20 protein-coding genes are annotated in these 23,356 nt (G+C 73.3%); 13 read left to right on the top strand and 7 right to left on the bottom strand.

Features of this window, described 5'->3' with window-relative positions; genetic code table 11:
- The first annotated feature begins 101 nt into the window (after positions 1-101).
- The 4 genes from BLW86_RS30235 (at position 102) to BLW86_RS30250 (ending at position 4,408) form a co-directional block, all read left to right on the top strand.
- Positions 102-1,178 (top strand): quaternary amine ABC transporter ATP-binding protein, encoded by a 1,077-nt coding sequence (locus tag BLW86_RS30235; protein ID WP_177181786.1) that lies wholly within the window; start codon positions 102-104, stop codon positions 1,176-1,178.
- Positions 1,171-2,988 (top strand): ABC transporter permease/substrate binding protein, encoded by a 1,818-nt coding sequence (locus BLW86_RS30240; RefSeq protein WP_093876973.1) that lies wholly within the window; start codon positions 1,171-1,173, stop codon positions 2,986-2,988. The genes BLW86_RS30235 and BLW86_RS30240 overlap by 8 nt, the downstream gene beginning before the upstream one ends.
- Before the next feature lie 141 nt (positions 2,989-3,129).
- On the top strand, positions 3,130-3,681 hold the full coding sequence (locus tag BLW86_RS30245) for a helix-turn-helix domain-containing protein (protein WP_093876974.1): 552 nt from the start codon (positions 3,130-3,132) through the stop codon (positions 3,679-3,681).
- Positions 3,682-3,694: 13 nt separating this feature from the next.
- Positions 3,695-4,408 carry a helical backbone metal receptor gene (locus BLW86_RS30250; RefSeq protein ID WP_093876975.1) on the top strand — a complete coding sequence of 238 codons (714 nt, stop codon included), beginning with the start codon at positions 3,695-3,697 and terminating at the stop codon, positions 4,406-4,408.
- On the opposite strand, the gene BLW86_RS30255 is transcribed toward BLW86_RS30250, so the two are convergent.
- Positions 4,335-5,495, bottom strand: a complete 1,161-nt coding sequence (locus BLW86_RS30255) for a TDT family transporter (RefSeq protein ID WP_093876976.1) — start codon at positions 5,493-5,495, stop codon at positions 4,335-4,337. The genes BLW86_RS30250 and BLW86_RS30255 overlap by 74 nt on opposite strands.
- 70 nt (positions 5,496-5,565) lie before the next feature.
- Between BLW86_RS30255 and BLW86_RS30260 the strand changes: the two genes are divergently transcribed.
- From BLW86_RS30260 to BLW86_RS30275, 4 genes are all read left to right on the top strand, one after another.
- A complete protein-coding gene (locus tag BLW86_RS30260) occupies positions 5,566-6,507 on the top strand; it encodes a LysR family transcriptional regulator (RefSeq protein WP_093876977.1) in 942 nt (313 codons plus the stop codon).
- Positions 6,508-6,742: 235 nt separating this feature from the next.
- Complete coding sequence (locus BLW86_RS30265; protein WP_093876978.1) at positions 6,743-7,123, top strand: hypothetical protein; 381 nt, start codon at positions 6,743-6,745, stop codon at positions 7,121-7,123.
- Positions 7,124-7,200: 77 nt separating this feature from the next.
- The gene (locus BLW86_RS30270) at positions 7,201-7,782 is read left to right on the top strand and encodes a carbonic anhydrase (RefSeq protein WP_093876979.1); all 582 of its coding nucleotides are present in this window, start codon (positions 7,201-7,203) and stop codon (positions 7,780-7,782) included.
- A gap of 11 nt (positions 7,783-7,793) precedes the next feature.
- A complete protein-coding gene (locus BLW86_RS30275) occupies positions 7,794-9,275 on the top strand; it encodes a SulP family inorganic anion transporter (RefSeq protein WP_093876980.1) in 1,482 nt (493 codons plus the stop codon).
- A gap of 59 nt (positions 9,276-9,334) precedes the next feature.
- On the opposite strand, the gene BLW86_RS30280 is transcribed toward BLW86_RS30275, so the two are convergent.
- The gene (locus tag BLW86_RS30280; protein ID WP_093876981.1) at positions 9,335-10,963 is read right to left on the bottom strand and encodes an amidohydrolase; all 1,629 of its coding nucleotides are present in this window, start codon (positions 10,961-10,963) and stop codon (positions 9,335-9,337) included.
- A 258-nt stretch (positions 10,964-11,221) separates the two neighbouring features.
- The gene (locus tag BLW86_RS30285) at positions 11,222-11,881 is read right to left on the bottom strand and encodes a TetR/AcrR family transcriptional regulator (RefSeq protein ID WP_093876982.1); all 660 of its coding nucleotides are present in this window, start codon (positions 11,879-11,881) and stop codon (positions 11,222-11,224) included.
- A gap of 69 nt (positions 11,882-11,950) precedes the next feature.
- Between BLW86_RS30285 and BLW86_RS30290 the strand changes: the two genes are divergently transcribed.
- Positions 11,951-13,384, top strand: a complete 1,434-nt coding sequence (locus BLW86_RS30290) for a purine-cytosine permease family protein (RefSeq protein ID WP_093876983.1) — start codon at positions 11,951-11,953, stop codon at positions 13,382-13,384.
- 107 nt (positions 13,385-13,491) lie between these two features.
- Here the strand turns inward: BLW86_RS30290 and BLW86_RS30295 are convergent, their stop codons facing one another.
- The 3 genes from BLW86_RS30295 to BLW86_RS30305 all read right to left on the bottom strand — a co-directional run bounded on the left by BLW86_RS30295 (position 13,492) and on the right by BLW86_RS30305 (position 16,531).
- Positions 13,492-14,172: a gamma-glutamyl-gamma-aminobutyrate hydrolase family protein gene (locus BLW86_RS30295; protein WP_093876984.1), complete on the bottom strand. Its 681-nt coding sequence runs from the start codon at positions 14,170-14,172 to the stop codon at positions 13,492-13,494.
- A 34-nt stretch (positions 14,173-14,206) separates the two neighbouring features.
- A complete protein-coding gene (eat, locus tag BLW86_RS30300) occupies positions 14,207-15,640 on the bottom strand; it encodes an ethanolamine permease (protein WP_093876985.1) in 1,434 nt (477 codons plus the stop codon).
- A 162-nt stretch (positions 15,641-15,802) separates the two neighbouring features.
- Complete coding sequence (locus BLW86_RS30305) at positions 15,803-16,531, bottom strand: FadR/GntR family transcriptional regulator (protein ID WP_093876986.1); 729 nt, start codon at positions 16,529-16,531, stop codon at positions 15,803-15,805.
- A 107-nt stretch (positions 16,532-16,638) separates the two neighbouring features.
- Between BLW86_RS30305 and BLW86_RS30310 the strand changes: the two genes are divergently transcribed.
- The 4 genes from BLW86_RS30310 to BLW86_RS30325 all read left to right on the top strand — a co-directional run bounded on the left by BLW86_RS30310 (position 16,639) and on the right by BLW86_RS30325 (position 21,534).
- Positions 16,639-18,003, top strand: a complete 1,365-nt coding sequence (locus BLW86_RS30310; RefSeq protein WP_093876987.1) for a glutamine synthetase family protein — start codon at positions 16,639-16,641, stop codon at positions 18,001-18,003.
- A gap of 31 nt (positions 18,004-18,034) precedes the next feature.
- Positions 18,035-19,408 (top strand): aldehyde dehydrogenase family protein, encoded by a 1,374-nt coding sequence (locus tag BLW86_RS30315; protein ID WP_093876988.1) that lies wholly within the window; start codon positions 18,035-18,037, stop codon positions 19,406-19,408.
- Positions 19,405-20,187 carry a 3-oxoacyl-ACP reductase gene (locus tag BLW86_RS30320; protein ID WP_093876989.1) on the top strand — a complete coding sequence of 261 codons (783 nt, stop codon included), beginning with the start codon at positions 19,405-19,407 and terminating at the stop codon, positions 20,185-20,187. Before BLW86_RS30315 ends, BLW86_RS30320 begins: the two co-directional genes overlap by 4 nt.
- Positions 20,188-20,274: 87 nt before the next feature.
- Positions 20,275-21,534, top strand: coding sequence for a haloacid dehalogenase-like hydrolase (locus BLW86_RS30325; RefSeq protein WP_093876990.1), 1,260 nt, complete (start codon positions 20,275-20,277; stop codon positions 21,532-21,534).
- On the opposite strand, the gene BLW86_RS30330 is transcribed toward BLW86_RS30325, so the two are convergent.
- Positions 21,531-22,733, bottom strand: coding sequence for an amino acid deaminase/aldolase (locus tag BLW86_RS30330; RefSeq protein ID WP_093876991.1), 1,203 nt, complete (start codon positions 22,731-22,733; stop codon positions 21,531-21,533). The genes BLW86_RS30325 and BLW86_RS30330 overlap by 4 nt on opposite strands.
- Positions 22,734-23,356 lie beyond the last annotated feature (623 nt).

A 23,356-nucleotide genomic window follows, 5' to 3' on the forward strand; every position in this document is an offset into this window, starting at 1 on the left:
GATCCCCGTACGCGACGGGCCCGCGGGCCGATCCCGCCCGCTCCACGGCCGGCCGCGCGGGGGTGGTGGGGCCGTTCTTCATCGCTACCCGTGAGGTGTATGTGTCCAGGCTCCAGGCCGACCATCTGTACAAGGTGTTCGGCAGACGACCCGACGAAGCCGTCCGCAGGCTCGCCGACGGCGCCGAACGCGAGGAGCTGCGCGCCGAGGGAACGACCGCCGCCGTCGTCGACGCCGGCTTCGTCGTCGAACCCGGTCAGATCTTCGTCGTGATGGGCCTGTCCGGCTCCGGGAAGTCCACCCTCCTCCGCATGCTCAACGGCCTGCTGGAACCGACCGCCGGCCGGGTCCTCTACGACGGCCACGACCTCACCGCGCTCTCCCCCCGCGAGCTGCGCGAGGTCCGCTCCACCAAGATCAGCATGGTCTTCCAGCACTTCGCGCTGTTCCCGCACCGAAACGTCCTGGAGAACGCCGCCTACGGCCTGGAGGTCCAGGGCGTGCCCCGCGCCGAGCGCGAGACCCGCGCCGCCGAGGCCCTCGAACTGTGCGGCCTCGCCGGCTGGGAGAAGTCCTGGCCCGACGAGCTCTCCGGCGGCATGCAGCAGCGCGTCGGCCTGGCCCGCGCCCTCGCCACCGACGCCGACCTGCTCCTGATGGACGAGTCCTTCAGCGCGCTCGACCCGCTGATCCGCCGCGACATGCAGGACCAGCTCCTCGTGCTCCAGCAGCGGCTGAAGAAGACCATCGTCTTCATCACCCACGACCTCAACGAGGCCATGCGCCTCGGCGACCGGATCGCCGTCATGCGCGACGGCAGGATCGTCCAGCTCGGCACGGCCGAGGACATCCTCGTCCGCCCCGCCGACGACTACGTCGCCTCCTTCATCCAGGACGTCGACCGCTCCCGGGTGCTCACCGCCGCCGCCGTCATGACCGACGCCACGGCCCCCGTCGACTGCCCCGACGACTGCGCCTGCCGACCCGTCGGCCCCGACACCCTCGTCGCCGACCTGTGCGCCGCCGCCGCCCTGGCCCCGCACCCGGTGACCGTCGAGGACGCCGACGGCTCCGTCCTCGGAGTCGTACCGACGCAGCGCCTCCTCGCCGTCATGGGCGGTGTCGCCGCGACGAACGCCCCGTTCACCGAGGCCCGGGAGGTGACCGCCCGTGCCTAGGCTCCCCCTCGGCCAGTGGGTCGACAGCTCCGTCGACTGGCTCCAGGCCCAGTTCTCCTGGCTCTTCGACGCCGTCACCACCGGCGTCACCGGCCTCTACGACGGCATCGACGCCGTCCTGTCCGCGCCCCAGCCGCTGCTCTTCGCCGGCATCCTCGCCGTCGTCGCCTGGTGGCTGCGCGGCCTCGCCGCCGGTGTGCTCGCCTTCGCCGGCTTCGCGCTGGTCGACTCGGTCCAGCTGTGGGACGAGGCCATGGCGACGCTCTCGCTCGTCCTCGTCGCCACCCTCGTCACCCTGGTGATCGCCGTCCCGCTCGGCATCTGGGCGGCCCGCTCGAAGTCCGTCAGCGCCGTCATGCGGCCCGTCCTCGACTTCATGCAGACCATGCCGGCGATGGTCTACCTCATCCCCGGCATCATCTTCTTCGGCGTCGGCGTGGTCCCCGGCATCATCGCCACCATCGTCTTCGCGCTGCCCCCGGGCGTGCGCATGACCGAACTCGGCATCCGCCAGGTCGACGGCGAACTCGTCGAGGCCGCCGAGGCGTTCGGCACCACCCCGCGCAACACGCTGCTGCGCGTCCAGCTGCCGCTCGCCCTGCCGACCATCATGGCCGGCGTCAACCAGGTCATCATGCTCGGCCTCTCCATGGTCGTCATCGCCGGCATGGTCGGCGGCGGCGGGCTCGGCGGCGCCGTCTACCGCGCCATCGGCAACGTCGACATCGGCCTCGGCTTCGAGGCCGGCGTCTCCATCGTCGTCCTCGCCATGTACCTGGACCGGATGACCGGCGCCCTCGGCCGCCAGGTCTCCCCGCTGGGCCGCCGCGCCGTCGCCAAGGCCCGCGCCGCGCTGAGCAGCGCCAAGCGGCCCGGCGCCAAGCTCTGGGCCCACCGCCCGCAGCCCGTCACCGCCCTCGTCGGCGTCGTCGTCCTCGCCCTCGCCGCCGGCGGCATGGGCTTCCTCGGCGGCTCCGGCGGCGCGACCTCCGCCACCGCCTCGGGCCCGAACGGCGGCCACGGCAAGAAGGTCAGCATCGGCTACATCCCCTGGGACGAGGGCATCGCCTCCACGTACCTCTGGAAGGAGCTCCTGGAGCGCCGCGGCTACGAGGTCGAGACCAAGCAGCTGGAGGCCGGCGCCCTCTACACCGGCCTCGCCGGCGGGCAGCTCGACTTCCAGACCGACGCCTGGCTCCCCGTCACCCACGCCCAGTACTGGAAGAAGTACCAGAACAAGCTGGAGGACCTCGGCTCCTGGTACGGCCCCACCTCCCTGGAGCTCTCCGTCCCCTCGTACGTGAAGGGCGTCGACTCCCTCGCCGACCTCAAGGGCAAAGCCGGACAGTTCAAGGGCCGGATCGTCGGCATCGAGCCCAGCGCCGGAATGATGGGCATCCTCAAGGACAAGGTCCTCAAGGACTACGGCCTGGAGGGCGAGTACAAGGTCGTCGACGGCTCCACGCCCGGCATGCTCGCCGAGCTGAAGCGCGCCTACGACCGCAAGGAACCCGTCGTCGTCACCCTCTGGTCGCCGCACTGGGCCTACTCCGCCCACGACCTGAAGAAGCTCGACGACCCCAAGGGCTCCTGGGGCAAGGGCGACGGCGTCCACACCCTCGCCCGCAAGGGGTTCGCCGCCGAGAACCCCGAGGTCGGCACCTGGCTGAAGAACTTCTCGCTGACCGAGAAGCAGCTCACGGACCTCGAGGCCGTCATCCAGGAGACCGGCAAGGGCAAGGAGCAGCAGGCCGTCCGCACCTGGCTGGACCGGAACCCCGGCCTCGCGGAGAAGCTCGCCCCGCAGTAGGGCCTTTCGCTCACTGGCCGAAAAGGGGTGGTCGCCGAACGTGTTCGGCGACCACCCCTTTTCGTCACGACGCGAAACCCCGCCCCAAAGCTGCGTAAGGTTCAGGTAACCGACCGGTACGAGCAGAGGGAGGGAGCCGACATGGACGAGAAGGAAGCGCCCCGCGTGGGCGCGGCCGTCAAGAGGCGCCGCAGAGCGCTCCAGCTGACCCTGGCCGTCGTCGCCTCCCGCAGCGGCCTGTCCGTCCCCTTCCTCAGCCAGGTCGAGAACGACCGCGCCCGCCCCAGCCGCCGCTCCCTCGAACTCGTCGCCGAGGCCCTGGAGACCACGGCCGGCGAACTCCTCGCCGCCGCCGAGGCCTCCCGCACCGTCGACGTCGTCCGGGCCGGGGACCCCTCGCCCGGCCTGCCCCCGGGCGTCCGGGCGCTGGTCCGCGGCCGCCACCAGCTGCACGCCCTGGAGTTCACCGGCGAGCAGGACGCGGGTCGCGAGTTCCAGCACCGGAACGACGAACTCCTCTACGTGGCCGACGGCGCCGCCGAGGTCGAGGCCGAGGGCCGCGCGTACCGGCTCGGCCGCGGCGACACGCTCTACCTCTCCGGCGGCGTACGGCACCGCTGGCGCGCCACCGAGCCCGGCACCCGCCTCCTCGTCGTCGCCGTCGGCGACCACGTCGAGGCCGAGGTGGAGTGAGGACCGCGTCCTGATGAGAGTCGTCTCCCTGGTGCCGTCCCTCACCGAGGCCGTCGCCGTCACCGCCCCCGGCGTCCTCGTCGGCGCGACCGACTGGTGCAGCCACCCCGCCGGACTCGACGTCGTCCGCATCGGCGGCACCAAGAACCCCGACGTCGCGGCGATCACCGCGCTCCGGCCCGACCTCGTCATCGCCAACGAGGAGGAGAACCGCGCCCCCGACCTCGCCGCCCTGCGGGCCGCCGGACTCGACGTCCTGGTCACCGAGATCCGCACCCTCGACCAGGCGCTGCGGGAACTGGAACGGGTCCTCGCCGCCTGCGGCGCGCCCCGGCCGCGCTGGCTCGACGAGGCGGAGGCCGCCTGGGAGTCCGTCGCACGGATCGAACCGTCCACCGCCGTCGTGCCGATCTGGCGGCGGCCCTGGATGGTCGTCGGACGTGACACCTTCGCGGGCGACCTGCTCGCCCGCCTCGGCGTCCGGAACCTGTACGCCGACCACCCCGAGCGCTATCCGCGCGTCCCGCTCGACGAACTGCGCGCCTGCGCCCCCGACCTCGTCGTCCTGCCCGACGAGCCCTACCGCTTCACGCGCGACGACGGCCCCGAGGCCTTCCCCGGGACCGCCGCCGCCCTCGTCGACGGGCGCATGCTCACCTGGTACGGGCCGTCACTGGCCGAGGCCCCGCGGGCGCTGGCCCGGGCCCTTCGAGCAGCGCACCGCTGAACAGCCCGCGCACGGTGTGGAAACCGGCCACCAGCCAGGCCGCCACGAGGAACACGTACAGGACGATCGCCAGCCACCGGAACGCCGCCAGACCGGTGTGCCCGGCCAGGCCCTCGGCGCCGGTCACACAGGTCCCGACCGGGAAGGTGAACGCCCAGAAGGTCATCGCGAAGCCCATGCCCCGCCGCCGCGCCCGCAGCACCATCGCCCCGGCGAGCGCCAGCCACAGCAGCGCGAAGCCCATCACGGGGACCCCGTAGAGGACGGCGAAGGCGGCGAAGCCGTGGGCGTACGGGGCGGGCAGCACGCCCGCGGCCGTGTCGGCGAACTTGTTCGCGGCGGTCGTCGACTGGCCCAGCGGGCCGAGGACCAGGAAGAGGGTGGGGGTGAGCGCGAGCGGCAGCGGGCCACCGGTGACGAGCCGTCCGAAGACCAGCGGCAGCATGACCAGAGTGGCGAGCAGGCTGACGCCGAACAGCGCGTAGCAGCCGATCAGCAGGGTCTGCCGGCCCTGCCCGGCGGACAGGTGGGGCACGAGCAGCGGGCCGAGCGCGGCGGACACCATGGGGGCGACCACCGGCAGCAGCCACACCGGCGACGCGCCCTCGATCCGGTGGTGCACCACCATGAGGTACGGGACGCCCACCGCGGCCACCAGTCCGATCACCGTGCCGACGGTGAACAGGACGGCGTCGAGGGCGACGGCCGCCGGAAGTCCCACCCAGTCCCGCCCCACGATCATCGCCCCGCCGCCGACCGCGAGCAGCGCCATCGACAGACAGCCGTAGAACGGCGCCATCGCCGGGTCCATCAGATGGGCGCGGGCCCGGTCCCGATGGCGGGCCCAGTGCGCGGCGCGGGCGGTGAGCAGGGCGAGCAGCATGGCGAGCGACAGGGCCCAGACCGCGGCGCAGGCCGTACGGAGACCGGGGACGTCCAGCGGAAGGGCGGCGCCCGCGTTGGCGACGATGGCCGTGCCCATCACGGAGGCGTACCAGTTGGGTCCGAGGTGACGGACGGAACGGGTCGCCCGGGCGCCGGGGGTGGTGGCGCGAAGGGCGGGGAGAGGAGGTGCGAGGCTTGCCATGTCCCGATCGTTTCGCGCCGGAACGGCCCCCACCAGGGACGTTGTGGCTATGAGGCCATAAGCTGCCTTTATGAGCAGTGAGCCGAGCGAGACCCCGACCCCTTTCTTCCACCGGGGCCTCTCCCACCGGGTCCCTGACCTCGGCGCCCTCGAACTCCTCCTCGCCGTCGCCCGGCACGGGAGCCTCGGCGCCGCCGCCCGCGAGGTGGGGATCACCCAGCCCGCCGCCAGCAGCCGCGTCCGCTCGATGGAACGGCAGCTCGGCGTGGCCCTGCTCGACCGCTCGCCGCGCGGCTCCCGGCTCACCGACGCCGGCGCCCTCGTCACCGACTGGGCGCGGCGCATCGTGGAGGCCGCCGAGGCCTTCGACGCGGGCGCGCAGGCGCTGCGCGGCCGGCGGGACTCGCGGCTGCGGGTGGCCGCGTCCATGACGATCGCCGAATACCTGCTGCCGGGCTGGCTGATAGCGCTGCGCGCCCAGCGCCCCGACACCGCCGTGTCGCTCCAGGCCGGGAACTCGGCGGCCGTCGCGGAACGCCTCCTCGCGGGCGAGGCCGACGTCGGCTTCGTCGAGGGGCTCGCCGTGCCGGACGGCCTCGACGGCGTCGTCGTCTCGCACGACCGGCTCGCGCTCGTCGCCGCGCCCTCCCACCCGTGGGCCCGGCGCCGGCGCCCGCTCGACCCGGCCGAGCTCGCCGCGACCCCGCTGGTCCTGCGGGAACGCGGCTCCGGCACCCGGCAGGTCCTCGACGCGGCGCTCGCCGCGCACGGCGGGCTCGCGCAGCCGCTCCTCGAACTCGCCTCCACGACGGCGGTCAAGGCCGCGGCGGTGAGCGGGGCGGGGCCCGCCGTCCTGAGCGAGCTCGCGATCACGGAGGAGCTGGCGTCGCGGCGGCTCGTGGCGATCCCGGTGGAGGGGGTGCTGCTCCGCCGCGATCTGCGAGCGGTGTGGCCGACGGGCCACCGCCCGACGGGCCCGGCGCGGGACCTGCTGTCGCTGACACGGGGGTAGGGGTCTCGACGACCGCCATTCCGAGGAGCTTCGCACTTACACGCTCGGCGGTCGGCGTTCAAGAGTCGGTCCGCGCCGAATACCCTCCGGTTTTCGGGCTCGCTTCCATCCGTAACGTTCGGTTAACCCGGCAAGCGACTTTGCCGAGTCATCGTCTCCTTGGCCAGTCGTTGACCAACCGTTGGTGATTCCTAGACCTGGGGAATCACCCTGGGGGAGGCATATGCGCCGAGCAATGACGGCCTGGACGGGGCTTTCCACCCTCGCCCTCGTCCTCGTCGCCCTCCAGCTCCTCACCGCCGCCTCCTTCGCGGTCGCACACACGAACCGGCACGCCGTGGCCAAGGCGCCGTTCGGCGCGAAGTCCTCCGGGGCGGCCTCGTACGACGAGGTCGTCACCTGTCGCGACGCCGAGCCGCCGGGAGACCCGATCGGTTCCCCGCGCACCCGCGACCGCCACCGCACCGCCGACCAGCCGGCCGCGTCCGAACGCCCGTCGCCGCCGCGCTCCGCCTCGGCCGCACCCCGGCCGACCGCGCGCGGTGCCGCGGATCCCTCCTCGGCGAGATCTCCGGGCCTCCACTCCATGGCCGCACTCCAGGTGTTCCGCTGCTGAGCAGCCCCCACCACCCCGCACACCTGCCCTGCACACCCGACGCGTCACCACGACGCGCCAGGAGGAGCCACCACGCCATGCAACCCCTCATCGACAACGCGCGTACCTTCGGACAGCGCCCTGAGGAGTTCGCCCGACTGGCCGAAGGCCAGTCCCCCGAGGTCCTGTTCATCACGTGTGCCGACTCCCGGGTCGTCCCCGCCCTGATCACCGGAGCCCGGCCCGGCCAGCTCTTCGAGCTGCGTACGGCGGGCAACATCGTCCCGCCGTACGGCTCCGGCGTCCCGACCGGTGAGGCCGCCACCATCGAGTACGCCGTGGAGGTCCTCGGCGTCCGGCACATCGTGGTCTGCGGCCACTCCCACTGCGGCGCCGTGGGCGCCGTGGTGCGCGGCGACGACCTGGACACCGTCCCCGCGGTGCGCGACTGGCTCGCGCACGCCGCGGAGGAGCCCCGGTGCGCCGACCCGGCCGACCCGACGGTCGCCGAAGCCGTACAGCACCACGTCCTGACGCAGCTGCTGCGGCTGCGTTCCCACCCCTGTGTCGACAAGGGCCTCGCGTCCGGACGGCTCGGCCTGGGCGGCTGGTACTACGAGGTCCACACCGGAGCCGTACGCGAGCACCGCGCGGACACCGACGCCTTCGAAGCGCTGTGAAGGGAGCCGACATGACCAACTTCCCTTACTTACGCCAGGACTTCGCCGCCTCGCTCGTCGTGTTCCTCGTCGCCCTCCCCCTGTGCGTCGGCGTCGCCGTCGCCTCGGGAGTCCCGGCCGAGCTCGGACTCGTCACCGGCATCGTGGGCGGCATCGTCACCGGTCTCCTGCGGGGCAGCAGCCTGCAGGTGTCCGGACCGGCGGCGGGACTGACCGTGCTGGTCTTCGAGGCCGTCACCGAGTTCGGGCTCGCCACGCTCGGTGTGATCGTCCTTACCGCCGGGGTGCTCCAACTGGCCATGGGCGCCCTGAAGCTGGGTCGCTGGTTCCGGGCGATCTCCGTCGCCGTCGTCGAGGGCATGCTGGCCGGTATCGGTCTGGTGATCATCGCCGGTCAGCTGTACGCGGCGGCCGGCCTGAAGGCTCCCGCCTCCGGCGTCGACAAGATCCTGGGGATGCCCGGGGCCGTCTTCGGCGCCTTCGGCAGCACCACGGCGCCGGCCTCGCTCGCGGTCGGCGCGGGCACCATGGCCGTGGTGGTGGGGTGGAAGCACCTGCCGAAGAAGGCGCGGACCGTGCCGGGCGCGCTCGCCGCGGTGATCCTGGCGACGGCGGTCACCCTGGCGTTCGGCCTGCCGGTGGCCACCGTCGAGGTGAACGGCCTGATCGGCTCCGTCCAGCTGCCCGGCGCCGGCGCCTTCGGCGAGCTGGCGGATCCGGCCGTCCTGGGCACGGTCCTCGCCTTCACCCTGATCGCCTCCGCCGAAAGCCTGTTCAGCGCCGCCGCGGTGGACCGGCTGCACGACGGTCCACGCACCCAGTACGACAAGGAGCTCATGGCGCAGGGCGCGGGCAACGCGGTCTGCGGTGTGCTCGGGGCCCTGCCGATGACCGCGGTCATCGTCCGCAGTTCCGCCAACGTGGCGGCGGGCGCGAAGACCAAGGCGTCCCGCGTCCTGCACGGCGTGTGGCTGCTGCTGTTCGCGGCGCTGCTGCCGGGGACACTGGCGCTGATCCCGCTGCCCGCCCTCGCCGGCATCCTGATCCACGCGGGCTGGAAGCTGATCCCGTTCCGCGGGGTCGCGGCGCTGTGGCGGGGGCACCGGGGCGAGGCGCTGATCCTGGTGGCGACGGCCGTCGCGATCGTCACCGTGAACATGTTCGAAGGCGTGCTGATCGGACTGGCCCTGTCCGTGGCCAAGACCGCCTGGGAGACGTCACACGTCAGACTGGAGGTCATCGACAAGGGCGCGGGCCCGCTCCAGGCACATCTGTCGGGCAACGCCACCTTCCTGCGGCTGCCGAAGATACTCGACAGCCTGGAGGCGCTGCCCCAGGACCGACCGATCGTGGTCGATGTCTCCGGCCTGCACCACCTCGACCACGCCTGCCGTACGGCCCTGGAAGCGTGGGCCGCACGGCACAGCGTGGCCGGCACGGAACCCGTGAGGGTCACCGAGCCCCTGAAGGTCACGTCCCCCGAGCCGGCCTGACGTCGGACGGAGTCCTGGGGGAGGGCCGGGTGGGGCGCCCCGTGAACCGGCGGGTCCCGTCAGAGTTCCGTCGCGCGGAACGTCACCCGGCCCGCCACCGTCGTCAGGCGGACCGGGACGTCCGGGAGTTCCGTCGCCGGGGTGGTCAGGGGATCCGCCGCCAGGGCCGTCAGATCGGCGCGGTGGCCGACGGCCAGCCGACCCGCCCCGTGCTCCTCGCCCGCCGCGTACGCCGCCGCCGTCGTCATGCCCCGCAGCGCCTCCAGCGGCGTGAGCGCCTGCTCCGGCCCGTGCGGCGCCTGCCCGAGGTCACGGCTCGGGCGCCGGTGCCGGGCCCCGGCCATCACGCCCAGCGGCGGGAACGGCGCGATCGGCCAGTCCGAGCCGAGGACCACGGTCGCACCCGAGTCCGACAGGTCGCGGCAGCGCCACGCGCGCGCGGCGCGCTCCTCGCCGAGGCGCCGCGACCAGTTGTCGGTGTGGTCGGCGCGGGTGAAGTCGCAGCAGTGCGTGGGCTGCATCGACGCCAGGACGCCCAGCTCGGCGAAGCGGCGCAGCGTGTCGTCCGGCACCGTCTCGATGTGCTCGACCCTGTGCCGTACGCCGCCGCCCCCGTCCGTCCGCGCCTTCTCGACGGAGTCCAGGACGTGCCGTACGGCCGCGTCGCCGATGGCGTGCGTCGCGGTGGCCACGCCCGCCCGGTGCAGCTCCCCGATGATCCGGGTGTACGCCTCCGGGTCCGGCCAGAACGCGTGCGTGGACTCGCCGTGGCAGTCCGGCCGCTCCAGCCACGCCGTGCCGTTGTCGATCGTCCCGTCCATGAAGAGCTTCACGCCGGCGACCCGCCACAGCTCCCCGCCCGTGCCCTGCTGCTCGATCAGCGCGCGCACGCCGTCGGCGTCGGTGCCCGGCTGGCACCAGGGCGCGACCCGGAGCCGCAGCGGCAGCTCGCCGGCCGCGTCGAGCTCCCCGTACAGGGCGAGGCTGTCGCCGTTGGCGTCCATGGCGTGACCGCCGGTGAGGCCCGCCGCCGCCATGGACCGCAGCGCCGCCGCGAGCCGCTGCCGGCTCTCCTCGCGCGTCGGCCGGGGGGCGACCCGCTCGACCAGCTCGCAGGCGGCGTCCTCCTGGAGCAGCCCGGTCGGGCGTCCGTCGGCGTCGCAGACGACCTCGGCGGAGGCCTGGTCGAAGGTGCGGGGGCCGTCGACTCCGGCGAGTTCGAGGGCCCGGCGGCTGGCCAGGGCCGAGTGCGCGTCGAAGAGCAGCAGGAAGGCCGGCACCCCGTCGAGCACCGCGTCGAAGGGGGCGGTGCCGACGGGTCGGTCGCCGAAGACGTTCGGGTCCAGACCCCAGCCGAAGAGCCACTGGCCGCGGTCGAGGGACCGCACCTCGCGCGCCAGCGCCTCCCGCACGTCGTCGAGGTCGGCGCAGTACGACAGGTCGAGACCGTGGGTGAGTTCGGCGCCGGAGACGGGGTGCAGGTGGCCGTCGACGAAGCCGGGGGTGACGACGGCCCCCTTGAGGTCGACGACGGTCGTCGCCGGAGCGGCCAGCGCCCGGATCTCGCGGTCGTCGCCCAGGGCGGAGATCCGGCCGTCGTCGGAGACGGCGAGCGCGGTCTCCGGCAGGAACGCCCCCGTACCGGGGTCGAGCAGACGGGCGGAGTGCAGGACGAGTCGGGTGCGCACGGTGGCTCCAGGAAGAGGGCGGGAGGCGGTCGGGGTGGCGGGGCCGGAGGGCGGGGGTGAGGCCGGTGGGCGGGTGACGGGGGCGGTGGCGTGAGGCCGGTGGGCGGGGTGGTGGTCGTCGGCGCGGCCCGGCACCGTTCGCCTGCGGGGCCTGCGGGGCCTGCGGGATCTGCGGCATCTGCTGGACCTACGGGACCCGCAGGATCTGCGGGACCTGCTGCCGAGTGGCGTCCGGCGCGGCGCGGTGGTCTGCGCCCGTCAGCGTGGCTCGGTCGGTTCCCCCGGCAGTCGTACGTCGGTCAAGGCGCCGTACGGCAGGCCGAGTTCCCGTTCCGCCGTCGTCACCGGCAGCCGTGTCACCGCCTCCGGGCGGTTGCTGCGGTCGGTGTTGGCGTGGGCGCCCAGGCCGTCGAGGACCACCAGGATCTGGATGGCCGCCGCGCGCGGGTCGTCCGTGCGGAACTCGCCGCGCTCGACGCCCTCGCGGATGAGTCCTTCGAGGCGGTCGTCGGAGGCGAGCTCCTGCTCGGCGACCCGGTCGCGGAGCACGGGCCGGTAGCGGCTGAGGTGCCGGGCGTTGATCCACAGGCGGCTGATGTCGTCGTACGCCTCTCCGGCCGAGAGGGCGAAGTAGCGCGCGAGGTACTGCGTGGGGGTCCCGTCGGGGCGGTCGGCGGGCAGCAGGGCGTCGAGCTCGCCGGTGGAGGCGACGCTGAAGGCCTCGGCCACCAGATCCTCCGCCGAGGGGAAGTAGTGGCTGATCAGACCGGGGCGCACGGCGAGCTCGTCGGCGATGCGCCGGAGCGTGACGCACTCCAGGCCCTCGGTCAGGGCGACGCGGGCCGCGGTCTCCACGATCTCCGCCCTACGGGCCTCGGGAGTTTTCCGAATTCTCTTGCGCTGGACGCTTGACGGCATACCGGCGATGCTATTGAGTGTGCGACCAATAAGCAACCAGGTGGGCACCACACGCATCCGGAGGGCCGCATGGCTTCCACGATCCCCGACCCCGGCGCCGCCCGCGCCGAGGTCACCCCGCCGGCCGACCGGCCCGGCCGCATCGAGGCCCACGGCATCGATCACATCCCCGACGGCGAGCGCCACGGACACCCGCGCGAGCTCTTCTCCGTGTGGGCCGCGGCGAACGTCAACTACCTCAGCCTCGTCATCGGCGGCGCCCTCGTCCTGATGGGCCTGAGCCTCTGGCAGGCCGTCGGCGTGATCGTCGTGGGCAACCTCTTCTGGGTGCTGACCGGGCTCCTGGCCACCTCGGGACCGGCCGCGGGCGCGCCGAGCGAGGTGATCACCCGCGCCCTGTACGGCGTCATCGGCAACCGGGTGAACAACGCGGTCGGCGGCTGGCTCGTCTCCGTCTGCTACTTCGCGCTCAACCTCGCGGCCGCCGCCACCGCCGCCTTCGCGCTCGTCGAGAAGGCCGGCATCACCGCGAACGTCCCCGTCAAGGTGGCGGTGGTCGTGGTCATCGCCGCTCTCACCCTCGCGATCAGCGTCTACGGCCACGGCCTGATCATCAAGCTGTACCTGCCCCTCACCCTGGCCCTGGCGGGTGCCTTCACCGTCGTCGCCCTCGCGGTCTTCCGCCACGCCGACTTCTCGTACGCGCCCGTCGACCCGCCGGCCGGCACCGGCCTCTGGGCGGTGCTCGTCGCGGGCGTCACGATGATCGCCTCGGGCCCGCTCTCGTACACGACGAGCGCCGACTTCTCGCGCTACCTGCCCCGTACGTCCTCGGCGAAGGCGATCGCCGGATGGACCGCCCTCGGCGCCTTCGTCCCCAGCGTCGTGGTCAGTTCGCTGGGCGCGTTCGCCGCCACGGCCGTCGACATGACCGACCCCCAGAACGCGCTGCAGGAGATCCTGCCGGGCTGGTTCGTGCCCGTCTTCCTGCTCGCCCTGGTCCTCGGCACGATCTCCATCAACGCCCTGACCGCGTACAGCGCCGGACTCGCCCTCCAGGCCGTCGGCCTGCGCATCCGGCGTACCGTCAGCGTCCTCTTCGACGGCGCCGTCGCGGTCGCCCTCACGCTGTACGGCCTGCTGGTCTCCAACTTCCTGGACACCGTCAGCAACGCCCTCCAGGTGATCGTCGTCCTGATCGGCCCCCTCATGGCCGTGTACGCCACCGACATCGTGCTGCGCCGCAACCGCTACGACGGCCGCGCGCTCTCGGACGAGACCCCCGGCAGCCCCTTCTGGTTCACCGGCGGCGTCAACGGGGCGGGCGCCCTCTCCCTGATCGTGGGCGTGGCCTCGGCCGCCCTCTGCGTCAACACCCTCTACACCGGGCCGGTCGCCACGGCGCTCGGCGGGGTCGACCTCTCCCTGCCGGTCGGCATGATCGTCGCCTCGGGCCTGTACGTGCTCCTCGGCCGCCGCGCGGTCAGGGCGACGAGCGACTGAGCGGCGGGGCGGCGGCCGCGAGGGCGGCGGTGACCGCCCGCGACCCCGCCCCCAGCCGCCGGGCGGCCGGAGCCCACCCCGGCCGCCCGGCACCCCTTGCGGCAGGACTACCGGCCCGCCGCCTCCACCAGGCCGCGCATCACGCGCAGGTCCTCGCCCATCTCCGGGTGCCACTGCACCCCGAGCGCCCAGGCCGGCGCGGCCAGTTCCACGGCCTCCACCGTGCCGTCCTCCGCGTACGCCGAGGCGGCGAGCCCCGCGCCGAGGCGGTCGACGGCCTGGTGGTGGTAGGTCGGGACCTCGGCGAGTTCGGGCACCAGCGAGGCGTACCGCGTGCCCGGCACCGGCTTCACCGCGTGCCGGCCGATCACGCCGACCGCCTCCACGTGCCCGTCCAGGTGCTGGATCAGCGTGCCGCCGAGCGCCACGTTCAGGAGCTGCATGCCCCGGCAGATGCCGAGCAGCGGAGTGCCGGAGGCCAGGGCGGCGTCGACGAGGGCCAGCTCCCAGCTGTCCCGGGCGCGGGCCGGCGGGCCGGTACGGGGGTCGGGCTCGGCCCCGTACCGCACGGGCTCGACGTCCGCCCCGCCCGCGACGACGAGTCCGTCGAGCCGGGCCACGACCGCCGCCGCGTCCTCGGGCCCACCGGGCGGCAGCATGACCGCGAGCCCGCCGCTCTCCCGTACGAGGCGCGGGTACGCGGCCGGGAGCAGCGCGGCGGTCATGTCCCACACGCCCCAGCGCGCCTGGTCCAGATAGGTGGTCACGCCGATGAGCGGCTTGGTCACGGAACTTCCTCCAGAGGTGTGGAGCATCGGTGGGTCAGTCGCGTTCGAGTTCGGCTTCGGCCGCGGCGAGCGCCGCGAACTCCTCCTCGGGGGCCCTGGCCACCAGATGGTGCCGACTGTAGAACGCGAAGTAGGCGAGGGCGATCACGTACACCCCGAGCGCCATGAAGGCCGCCGTCCGGTCCACCAGGAAGGTCGCGACCAGCGCCGACAGGGCCAGGACGAAGGCCACCGACGAGGTCACGATCCCGCCGGGCGTGCGGTACGGCCGGTGCAGCCCCGGCTCGCGGCGGCGCAGCACGATGTGGGAGAGCGCCATCAGGGCGTACGAGATGGTGGCGCCGAAGACCGCGATGTTCAGCATCCGCGCCCCGTTCCCGGTCCCGGCGGCGAGCGCGAAGCCGATCGTGCCGGGGATGAGGAGTCCCAGGTAGGGCGACTTGCGGCGGCTGGTCAGGGAGAGGAACCGGGGCAGGTAGCCGGCCCGGGAGAGGGCGAACAGCTGGCGCGAACCGGCGTAGATGAGGGAGAAGAACGAGGCGACCAGGCCCGCGAGGCCCGCGTAGTTCACGAAGCGGCTGAGCGCCGTCGGCTCCCCGTCGCCCTGGAGCGCCACGACCAGCGGGTTGCCCGCCTCCTGGACGGCGGCCGCGCCGCGCGCCCCGGTGGCGGCGAAGAAGGTCATGACGGCGAGCAGCACCAGGATCCCCATCGAGATCGCGAGCGCCCTCGGCATCGACCGCACCGGGTCCTTGGCCTCCTCGGCGGCGAGCGGCACGCCCTCGACGCCGAGGAAGAACCACATGCCGAAGGGGAACGCGGCCCAGATCCCGAGCAGTCCGAAGGGCAGCCAGGAGTTCGAGCCGAAGGCCGCGCCGTCGACCGGGATGTCGTTCAGGCCGTCCACGTGGAAGTCGGTGAGCGCGCCGAGCGCGAAGACGACCAGGGCCGCGACCGCGATCGCCGTCACGATCAGGCTGAAGCGCAGCGCCTCGCCCACGCCCCACAGGTGGATGCCGATGAAGAGCGCGAAGCAGACCAGATAGACCGGCCAGCCGGACTCCAGGCCGAAGAGGCCGAGGGACTCGACGTAGTCGCCGATGAAGATGGAGATCGCGGCGGGGGCGAGGATGTACTCGATGAGGATCGCGGTGCCGGTGAGGAAGCCTCCCCAGGTGCCGAGCGCCCGGCGGGCGAAGCCGTAGCCGCCGCCCGCGGTGGGCAGGATGGCGGAGAGCTCGGCGAGCGCGAAGACCAGACAGGCGTACATCGCGCCCATCAGGACGGTGGCGACGGCGAGCCCGCCGAAGCCGCCCTTCGACAGGCCGATGTTCCAGCCGGAGAAGTCCCCGGACACGACGTACGCCACGCCGAGGCCGGTCAGCAGCAGCCAGCCGGCGCTGCCGCGGCGCAGGGCCCGGCGTTCGAGGTAGTCGTCCTTCGACTGCGTGGTGTCTTCCAGCGTCATGGCAGCGTCAGCTCCCCGCAACGGCCCAATGGATTGGAGCCATACCTTTGCGGTGGCCGACGGGGGAGCGCAACCCCCCTGCGTTACTTTCGGGTTACGCGGCGGGGGTGCCCGCCCTGCCGCCCACCCCGCCGCCCGCCCCGCGCCCGGCCCGTCCGCCCCTCACGTCAGGAAGCCCCGCAGCAGCGCCGCCGTGCCCGAGCAGTGCTCCCGCATCACCTCGCGCGCCGCGTCCGCGTCCCCGTCGAGCACGGCCTCCACCAGGGCGGTGTGCTGGTGCTGGGAGTGCTCCAGATTGCGTACGAGCAGGGGGATGCAGTCCAGGAGGTCGTTCACCGTCGCCCGGACGGCGGCGTACTGGGCCGTCAGCGTCGGCGAGCCGGAGAGCTCCGCGAGCGTGAGGTGGAGCAGGGTGTCCTGGCGGCGGTAATCGGCCAGCGGGGCGTCATGGGTCGCCGCGAGGGCCGTCCGCAGCCGCTCGGCGCCCGCCGCGTCGAGGCCGTGGGCCGCGCACAGGCCGGCGGCCCCCACCTCCAGGACCTCACGGAAGCGCAGGGTGTCCTCCATGTCGACCGTGGCGATCCGGCGGCGCAGCTCGTCCTCGTCGGCCGTCTGCACCCGGGGCAGCACGAACGTCCCGCCGTACCGGCCGCGCCGGCTCTCCACGAGCCCCTGCTCCTGGAGGACCTTCAGGACCTCGCGCAGGGTGACCCGGCTGATCCCCATCCGGTCGGCGAGCTCCCGCTCGGCGGGCAGCCTCTCCCCGCCGGGCACCAGGCCGAGCCGTACCACCTGGAGGATCTGCTCCAGGGCCTCCTCGAATCCGTTGCCCGCCCGCACCGGCCGCAGCACGGGCGTCAGCCGGTCCGCCGATTCACTCGTACTGGCCACGTCCTCGTTCCCCTTTTCTCCGGCACTTCCCGCTCTCCGGTACTTCCCAAGCAATGGTCTTCCGCAATACCTTATGGCTCCCGGCAGGCCGAAGGAGGAGCAATCCCGTGGCAGACCGCACACCCCCGCTCACCGTCGAGGAGCTGCGCGCCCTCGTCGCGAGCGGCGAGATCGACACCGTCGTCCTGGCCTTCCCCGACATGCAGGGAAGACTGCAGGGCAAGCGGTTCGCCGCACCGTTCTTCCTGGACGAGGTCCTCGGCCACGGCACCGAGGGCTGCAACTACCTCCTCGCCGTCGACACCGAGATGAACACCGTCGACGGCTACGAGATGTCCTCCTGGGACCGCGGCTACGGCGACTTCGCCATGCACCCCGACCTCACCACCCTCCGCCGCCTCCCCTGGAACGACGCCACCGCCATGGTGACCGCCGACCTCGCCTGGGCCGACGGCACCCCCGTCGTCGCCGCGCCCCGCCAGATCCTCCGCCGCCAGCTGGAGCGCCTCGCGGAGCTCGGCCTCACCGCCCACGTCGGCACCGAGCTCGAGTTCATCGTCTTCAAGGACAGCTACGAGCAGGCCTGGGACGCGAACTACCGCGGTCTCACCCCCGCCAACCAGTACAACATCGACTACTCCGTCCTCGGCACCGGACGCATCGAACCGCTCCTGCGCCGCATCCGCAACGAGATGGCCGGCGCCGGACTCACCGTCGAGTCCGCGAAGGGCGAGTGCAACCCCGGCCAGCACGAGATCGCCTTCAAGTACGACGAGGCCCTCGTCACCTGCGACCAGCACGCCGTCTACAAGACGGGCGCCAAGGAGATCGCCGCCCAGGAGGGCTTCTCGCTCACCTTCATGGCGAAGTACAACGAACGCGAGGGCAACTCCTGCCACATCCACCTCTCCCTCCAGAACGCCGACGGAGAGAACGTGATGGCCGGGGACGACGAGCACCACATGTCCGAGACCATGCGGCACTTCCTCGCCGGACAGCTCGCCGCCCTCCGCGACTTCTCCCTCCTCTACGCCCCGAACATCAACTCCTACAAGCGGTTCCAGCCCGGCTCCTTCGCGCCCACCGCCGTCGCCTGGGGCCACGACAACCGCACCTGCTCGCTCCGGGTCGTCGGCCACGGCCGCTCCACCCGCTTCGAGAACCGCCTCCCCGGCGGCGACGTCAACCCCTACCTCGCCGTCGCCGGCCTGGTCGCCGCCGGCCTGTACGGCATCGAGCAGCGCCTCGAACTGCCCCCGCCCTGCACGGGGAACGCGTACACCGCCGAGTACGCGCACGTCCCCACCACCCTGCGCGAGGCCGCCGAACTCTGGGAGACCAGCGAGATCGCCAAGGCCGCCTTCGGCGCCGAGGTCGTCGCCCACTACCGCAACATGGCCCGCGTCGAACTCGACGCCTTCGACGCCGCGGTGACCGACTGGGAGCTGCGCCGCTCCTTCGAACGCCACTGAACGCCTCTGCGCCACCTCTGAGAGGAACGAGTTGCTCCAGGTACTGAACCCGGCGACCGAGGAACCCGTCGCCACCGTCCCCGCCGCCACCCCCGCCGACGTCGACGCCGCCGTCGCCCGCGCCGGCGCCGCCCAGCGCGGCTGGGCCGCCGCCGCACCCGCCGACCGGGCCCGGCTGCTCCGCCGCTTCGCCGCCGTCGTCGACGACCACATCGAGGAACTGGCCCGCCTGGAGGTCACCGAGGCGGGCCACACCATCGGCAACGCCCGCTGGGAGGCTGGCAACGTCCGCGACCTGCTCGACTTCGCCGCCGGGGGAGTGGAGCGCCTCAACGGCCGCCAGATCCCGGTGGCCGGCGGCCTCGACATCACGATCCTCGAACCGCTCGGGGTCGTCGGCGTCATCGCCCCCTGGAACTTCCCCATGCCGATCGCCGCCTGGGCCACCGCACCCGCCCTCGCCGCCGGCAACGCCGTCCTCCTCAAGCCGGCCGAGACCACCCCGCTCACCGCGCTCCGCCTCGCCGAACTCGCCCTCGAAGCGGGCCTCCCCGAGGGCCTCTTCCAGGTCCTGCCCGGCACCGGCCCCGTCGCCGGGAACGCCCTCGTCGAGCACCCCGGCATCGCCAAGATCGTCTTCACCGGCTCCACCAGGGTCGGAAAGTCGATCATGGCGAAGTGCGCCGACCAGGTGAAGCGGGTCACCCTCGAACTCGGCGGCAAGAGCCCCAACATCGTCTTCGCCGACGCGGACCTGGAGGCCGCGGCGGCGGCGGCTCCGATGTCCTTCCTCGACAACAGCGGCCAGGACTGCTGCGCCCGCACCCGCATCCTCGTCCAGCGGAGCGCGTACGACCGCTTCCTGGAGCTCCTCGCCCCCGCCATCGAGGAGATCGTCGTCGGCGACCCCGCCGACGAGCGCACCCAGATGGGCCCGCTCATCTCCCGCGCCCAGCTCGACCGCGTCCGCTCCTACGTCACGGATGCCGCCGAGCACGCAGCAGGCATCCGGGGCAAGGCGCCCGAGGGCCCCGGCTTCTGGTTCCCGCCGACCGTCCTCACCGGCGTCGCCGAGAACGCCCCCTGCGCCGTCGAGGAGATCTTCGGACCCGTCGCCGTCGTCCTCCCCTTCGAGGACGAGGCCGACGCGATCCGCCTCGCCAACGCCACCGAATACGGCCTCTCCGGCTCGATCTGGACCCGGGACGTCGGCCGCGCCCTGCGCGCCTCCCGCGCCGTCCGGGCCGGAAACCTCTCCGTCAACTCCCACTCCAGCGTCCGCTACTGGACCCCGTTCGGCGGCTACCAGCAGTCCGGCCTCGGCCGCGAACTCGGCCCCGACGCCCTGACCGCCTTCACCGAAACCAAGAACGTCTTCATCAGCACGGAGGGTCCCGCACTGTGAGCAACGAGATCATCTGCCGCCGCCTCGTCGGCCGTACCGCCGTCATCACCGGCGCCGGCAGCGGCATCGGCCTCGCCACCGCCCGCCGCCTCGCCTCCGAGGGCGCCAACGTCGTCTGCGGCGACATCGACGAGACCGCCGGCAAGGCCGCCGCGGAGGAGGTCGGCGGCACCTTCGTCCAGGTCGACGTCACCGACCCGGAAGAGGTCGAGAACCTCTTCAAGGTCGCCTTCGACACCTACGGCTCCGTCGACATCGCCTTCAACAACGCCGGCATCTCGCCCCCCGACGACGACTCCATCCTGGAGACCGGACTGGAGGCCTGGAAGCGCGTCCAGGACGTCAACCTCACCTCCGTCTACCTCTGCTGCAAGGCCGCCCTGCCCTACATGCGCCGCCAGGGCAAGGGCTCCATCATCAACACCGCCTCCTTCGTCGCCATCATGGGCGCCGCCACCAGCCAGATCTCGTACACCGCCTCCAAGGGCGGCGTCCTCGCCATGTCCCGCGAGCTGGGCGTCCAGTTCGCCCGCGAGGGCATCCGCGTCAACGCCCTCTGCCCCGGGCCGGTCAACACCCCGCTCCTCCAGGAGCTCTTCGCCAAGGACCCCGAGCGGGCCGCGCGCCGCCTCGTCCACATCCCCGTCGGCCGCTTCGCCGAGGCCGAGGAGATCGCCGCCGCCGTCGCCTTCCTCGCGAGCGACGACTCCTCCTTCGTCAACGCCAGCGACTTCCTCGTCGACGGCGGCATCTCGGGCGCGTACGTGACCCCCCTCTAGACCCTCACCGCCGCCACCCCGTTCCCCCACCCGACAGCCGGGCGTCGCAAGGCGCCCGGCTGTCCGCGTACACCCAGGAGAGTGTTCATGAACGGCAAGCTCCGCACCTCCGCCGCGGCGGCCGCCCTCGCCCTCGCCGCCACCGGCCTCCTCCCCGCGGCGAACGCCGGGGCGAAGCCCGCCGGATGCCCCGCCCTGAAGATCTCCGACGGCTGGTACGGCGACAACAAGGCGCGCATCGACGCCCTCATCGCCGACCACTGCGGCGACAAGGGGCCCCGGGGAAGGAAACCCGTCGCCGTCTTCGACTGGGACAACACCGTCGTCAAGAACGACGTCGGCGACGCCACCTTCTCCTGGCTCCTGCGCAACGACCGCATCCGGCCCCCGAAGGACGGCGACTGGTCCACCACCAGCCGCCACCTCACCCCCGAGGCCGCGACCGCCCTCGGCCGGGCCTGCCCCACCGGCGTACGGACCCTCCCCACGGCCACCGACACGGACTGCGCCGACGAACTGCTCTCCGTGTACGGATCGGGTGCGACCACCGGCGGGAAGACCGCCTTCGCCGGCCACGACCACCGCCGCACGGAGCCCCAGTACGCCTGGCTCGCCCAGCTCCTGCACGGCTGGACCACCCGCCAGGCGGCCTCCTTCGCGGCCGCCGCCCGCGCCGAGAACCTCGCCGCCCCGCAGGGCGCCACCCAGCGGGTCGGCACCGCACAGGTCACCGGCTGGGTCCGCTACTACGACCAGCAGCGCGACCTGATCCGCGCCCTCCAGGACGGTGGCTTCGACGTCTGGATCGTCTCCGCCTCGCCCGAACCCGTCGTCGACGTCTGGGCGAAGGGCGTCGGCGTCGACCCCTCCCACGCCCTCGGCATCCGCAACACCACCGACCACGGCCGCCTCACCACCCACCTCAAGGGCTGCGGCACCGTCCGGGACGGCGAGGACACGATGATCACCTACATCGACGGCAAGCGCTGCTGGATCAACCAGGAGATCCTCGGCGTCCGCGGCCCCGCCGCCGAGCGCGTCCAGCCTGCCGACCGCCGCCAGGTCTTCGCCGCCGGCGACTCCGACACCGACGTCTCCTTCCTGCGGGACGCCACCGGGCTGCGCCTGGTCCTCAACCGCAACAAGAACGAACTCATGTGCCGGGCGTACGAGAACGGCGACGGCCGCTGGCTCGTCAACCCCATGTTCATCGAGCCCAAGAAGCGCAGGGCGGCGCCGTACCCGTGCGCCACCACCGGCTACACGACGAGCGACGGCACGACGGCCCCCGTCCGCCGCCCCGACGGCAGCGTCGTCCCGGACCAGCCGGACACGGTGTTCCCCTAGAGGAAGGTGCGTCCCTCGCCCCGGTACGTGGGCACGGTCGCCGTGACGCGATCGCCCTCCACCAGGTGCAGGCTCTCGAACCGCTCGCACAGCTCCCCGGCCTTCGCGTGCCGGAACCAGACCTTGTCGCCGATCCGCAGATCGTCGGCGGGGGAGCCGAGCAGCGGGGTCTGCACCTCACCGGGACCCTCCTGAGGGTCGTACCGGAGCCCCTCGGGCAGGTACGGGACGGGCAGCCGGTCCGGACCCGCCGCACCCGACGCCGGGTAGCCGCCGCCGAGCACCGTCACCACGCCCACACCCGGGCGGCGGACCACCGGCTGCGCGAAGAGCGCGGCCGGACGCCCGCTGAAGGACGTGTAGTTGTCGAAGAGGCGCGGTAGGAACAGCCCCGAGCCCGCGGCGATCTCCGTCACCGCGTCCTCGGCGGCCGTGTGCTGCACGCTCCCGGTGCCGCCGCCGTTCACGAACTCCAGGTCCGGCGCCACCGCCCGGACGGCCCGCACCACGGCCGCCCTGCGCTCCGCCAGCTCCTTGCGGGCGGCGGACTGCATCAGCCGGATCGCCCGCGAGCGCAGCGGCCGGCCCGCGACCGCGTCCCCGACACCGGCGACATGCCCCTCGTACGCCATGATCCCGACCAGCCGGAAGCCCGGCCGCCGCACCACGGAACGGGCCAGCTCGGCGAGCTGGGCGGGCTCCCGCAGCGGCGAGCGCCGGGCCCCGACCCGTATCCGCCCGCCGAGCAGGTGCAGCGCCGTGTCCAGCTCCAGACAGACCCGCACCTCCTCCGTCCCGTCCGCGCGGGCCGCGTCGATCAGATCGAGCTGCGCCACGTCGTCCACCATCACGGTCACGGCGGCGGCGAGCTTCGGATCCCGCGCGAGCTCCCCGAACCCGGACCGGTCCGCCGACGGATACGCGAGCAGCACGTCCTCGAACCCGGCACGGGCGAGCCACAACGACTCGTCCAGCGTGAACGACATGATCCCGGCGAACCCGTCGCGCGACAGCACCCGCTCAAGCAGCGCCCGGCACCGGACCGACTTGCTCGCCACCCGGATCGGCTTGCCCCCGGCCCGGCGCACGAGGTCCGCCGCGTTGGCGTCGAAGGCCTCCAGGTCGACGATCGCCACGGGCGCGTCGAGATGAGCGGTGGCCCGGTCGTAACGGGCCCGGTCGGCGGCACGGGGAGTCATGGCCCGAGCTTGCCAGACAGGTTTGGGGGTGGGTAGCCCCTGGGTTCCCGTGCGCGGGGGAACAGCCCGTAGAGTGACGGGCATTGTCGACACGAGCGGGGGGACGGGGATGACCGGCGAGCACCGTCCCATGACCTCCCGCATCACGGACGCCCTGCTCCCGGCCCCGGACGCCACGGACCTCCCGGCGGTCGAGACCACGACCCGCCTCCGCCCGATCCCGGCGACGGACCGGCCCTCCGGCCCGCCGACACAGGCGACCGCTCCGCCCCGCCCGGGGGCACCGGCATCGGCCCCCGCTTCGCCCCGTCCGGGGGCGCCGGCATCGGCGGCCGCTCCGTCCCGCCCGGGGGCACCGGCGCCGGCGGCCGCTCCGCCCTCGCCGCCCCACTGGCCGACGCCCGCCCCGACGACGTCCGCGCAGGCTGCCGTCCCGCCTCGGCCCGCAGGACCGCCCGTGGGCAGCGCAGTGCTGCCCACGCCCGCCCCTGCGGACGCGGTGACCGCGCCGCGCCGGGCCACGTCGTCCCCCACGGGCCCCGGTGCCCAGTCGGCGTCCAGCCCCGGCCGACCCGCGGGTGCCCCTGCCGGGCCCACGGTCTCGGGCGCCCCTCGCGATGCCG

The sequence above is a fragment of the Streptomyces sp. TLI_105 genome (assembly GCF_900105415.1).
In the GTDB taxonomy this organism is placed as follows: Bacteria; Actinomycetota; Actinomycetes; order Streptomycetales; family Streptomycetaceae; genus Streptomyces.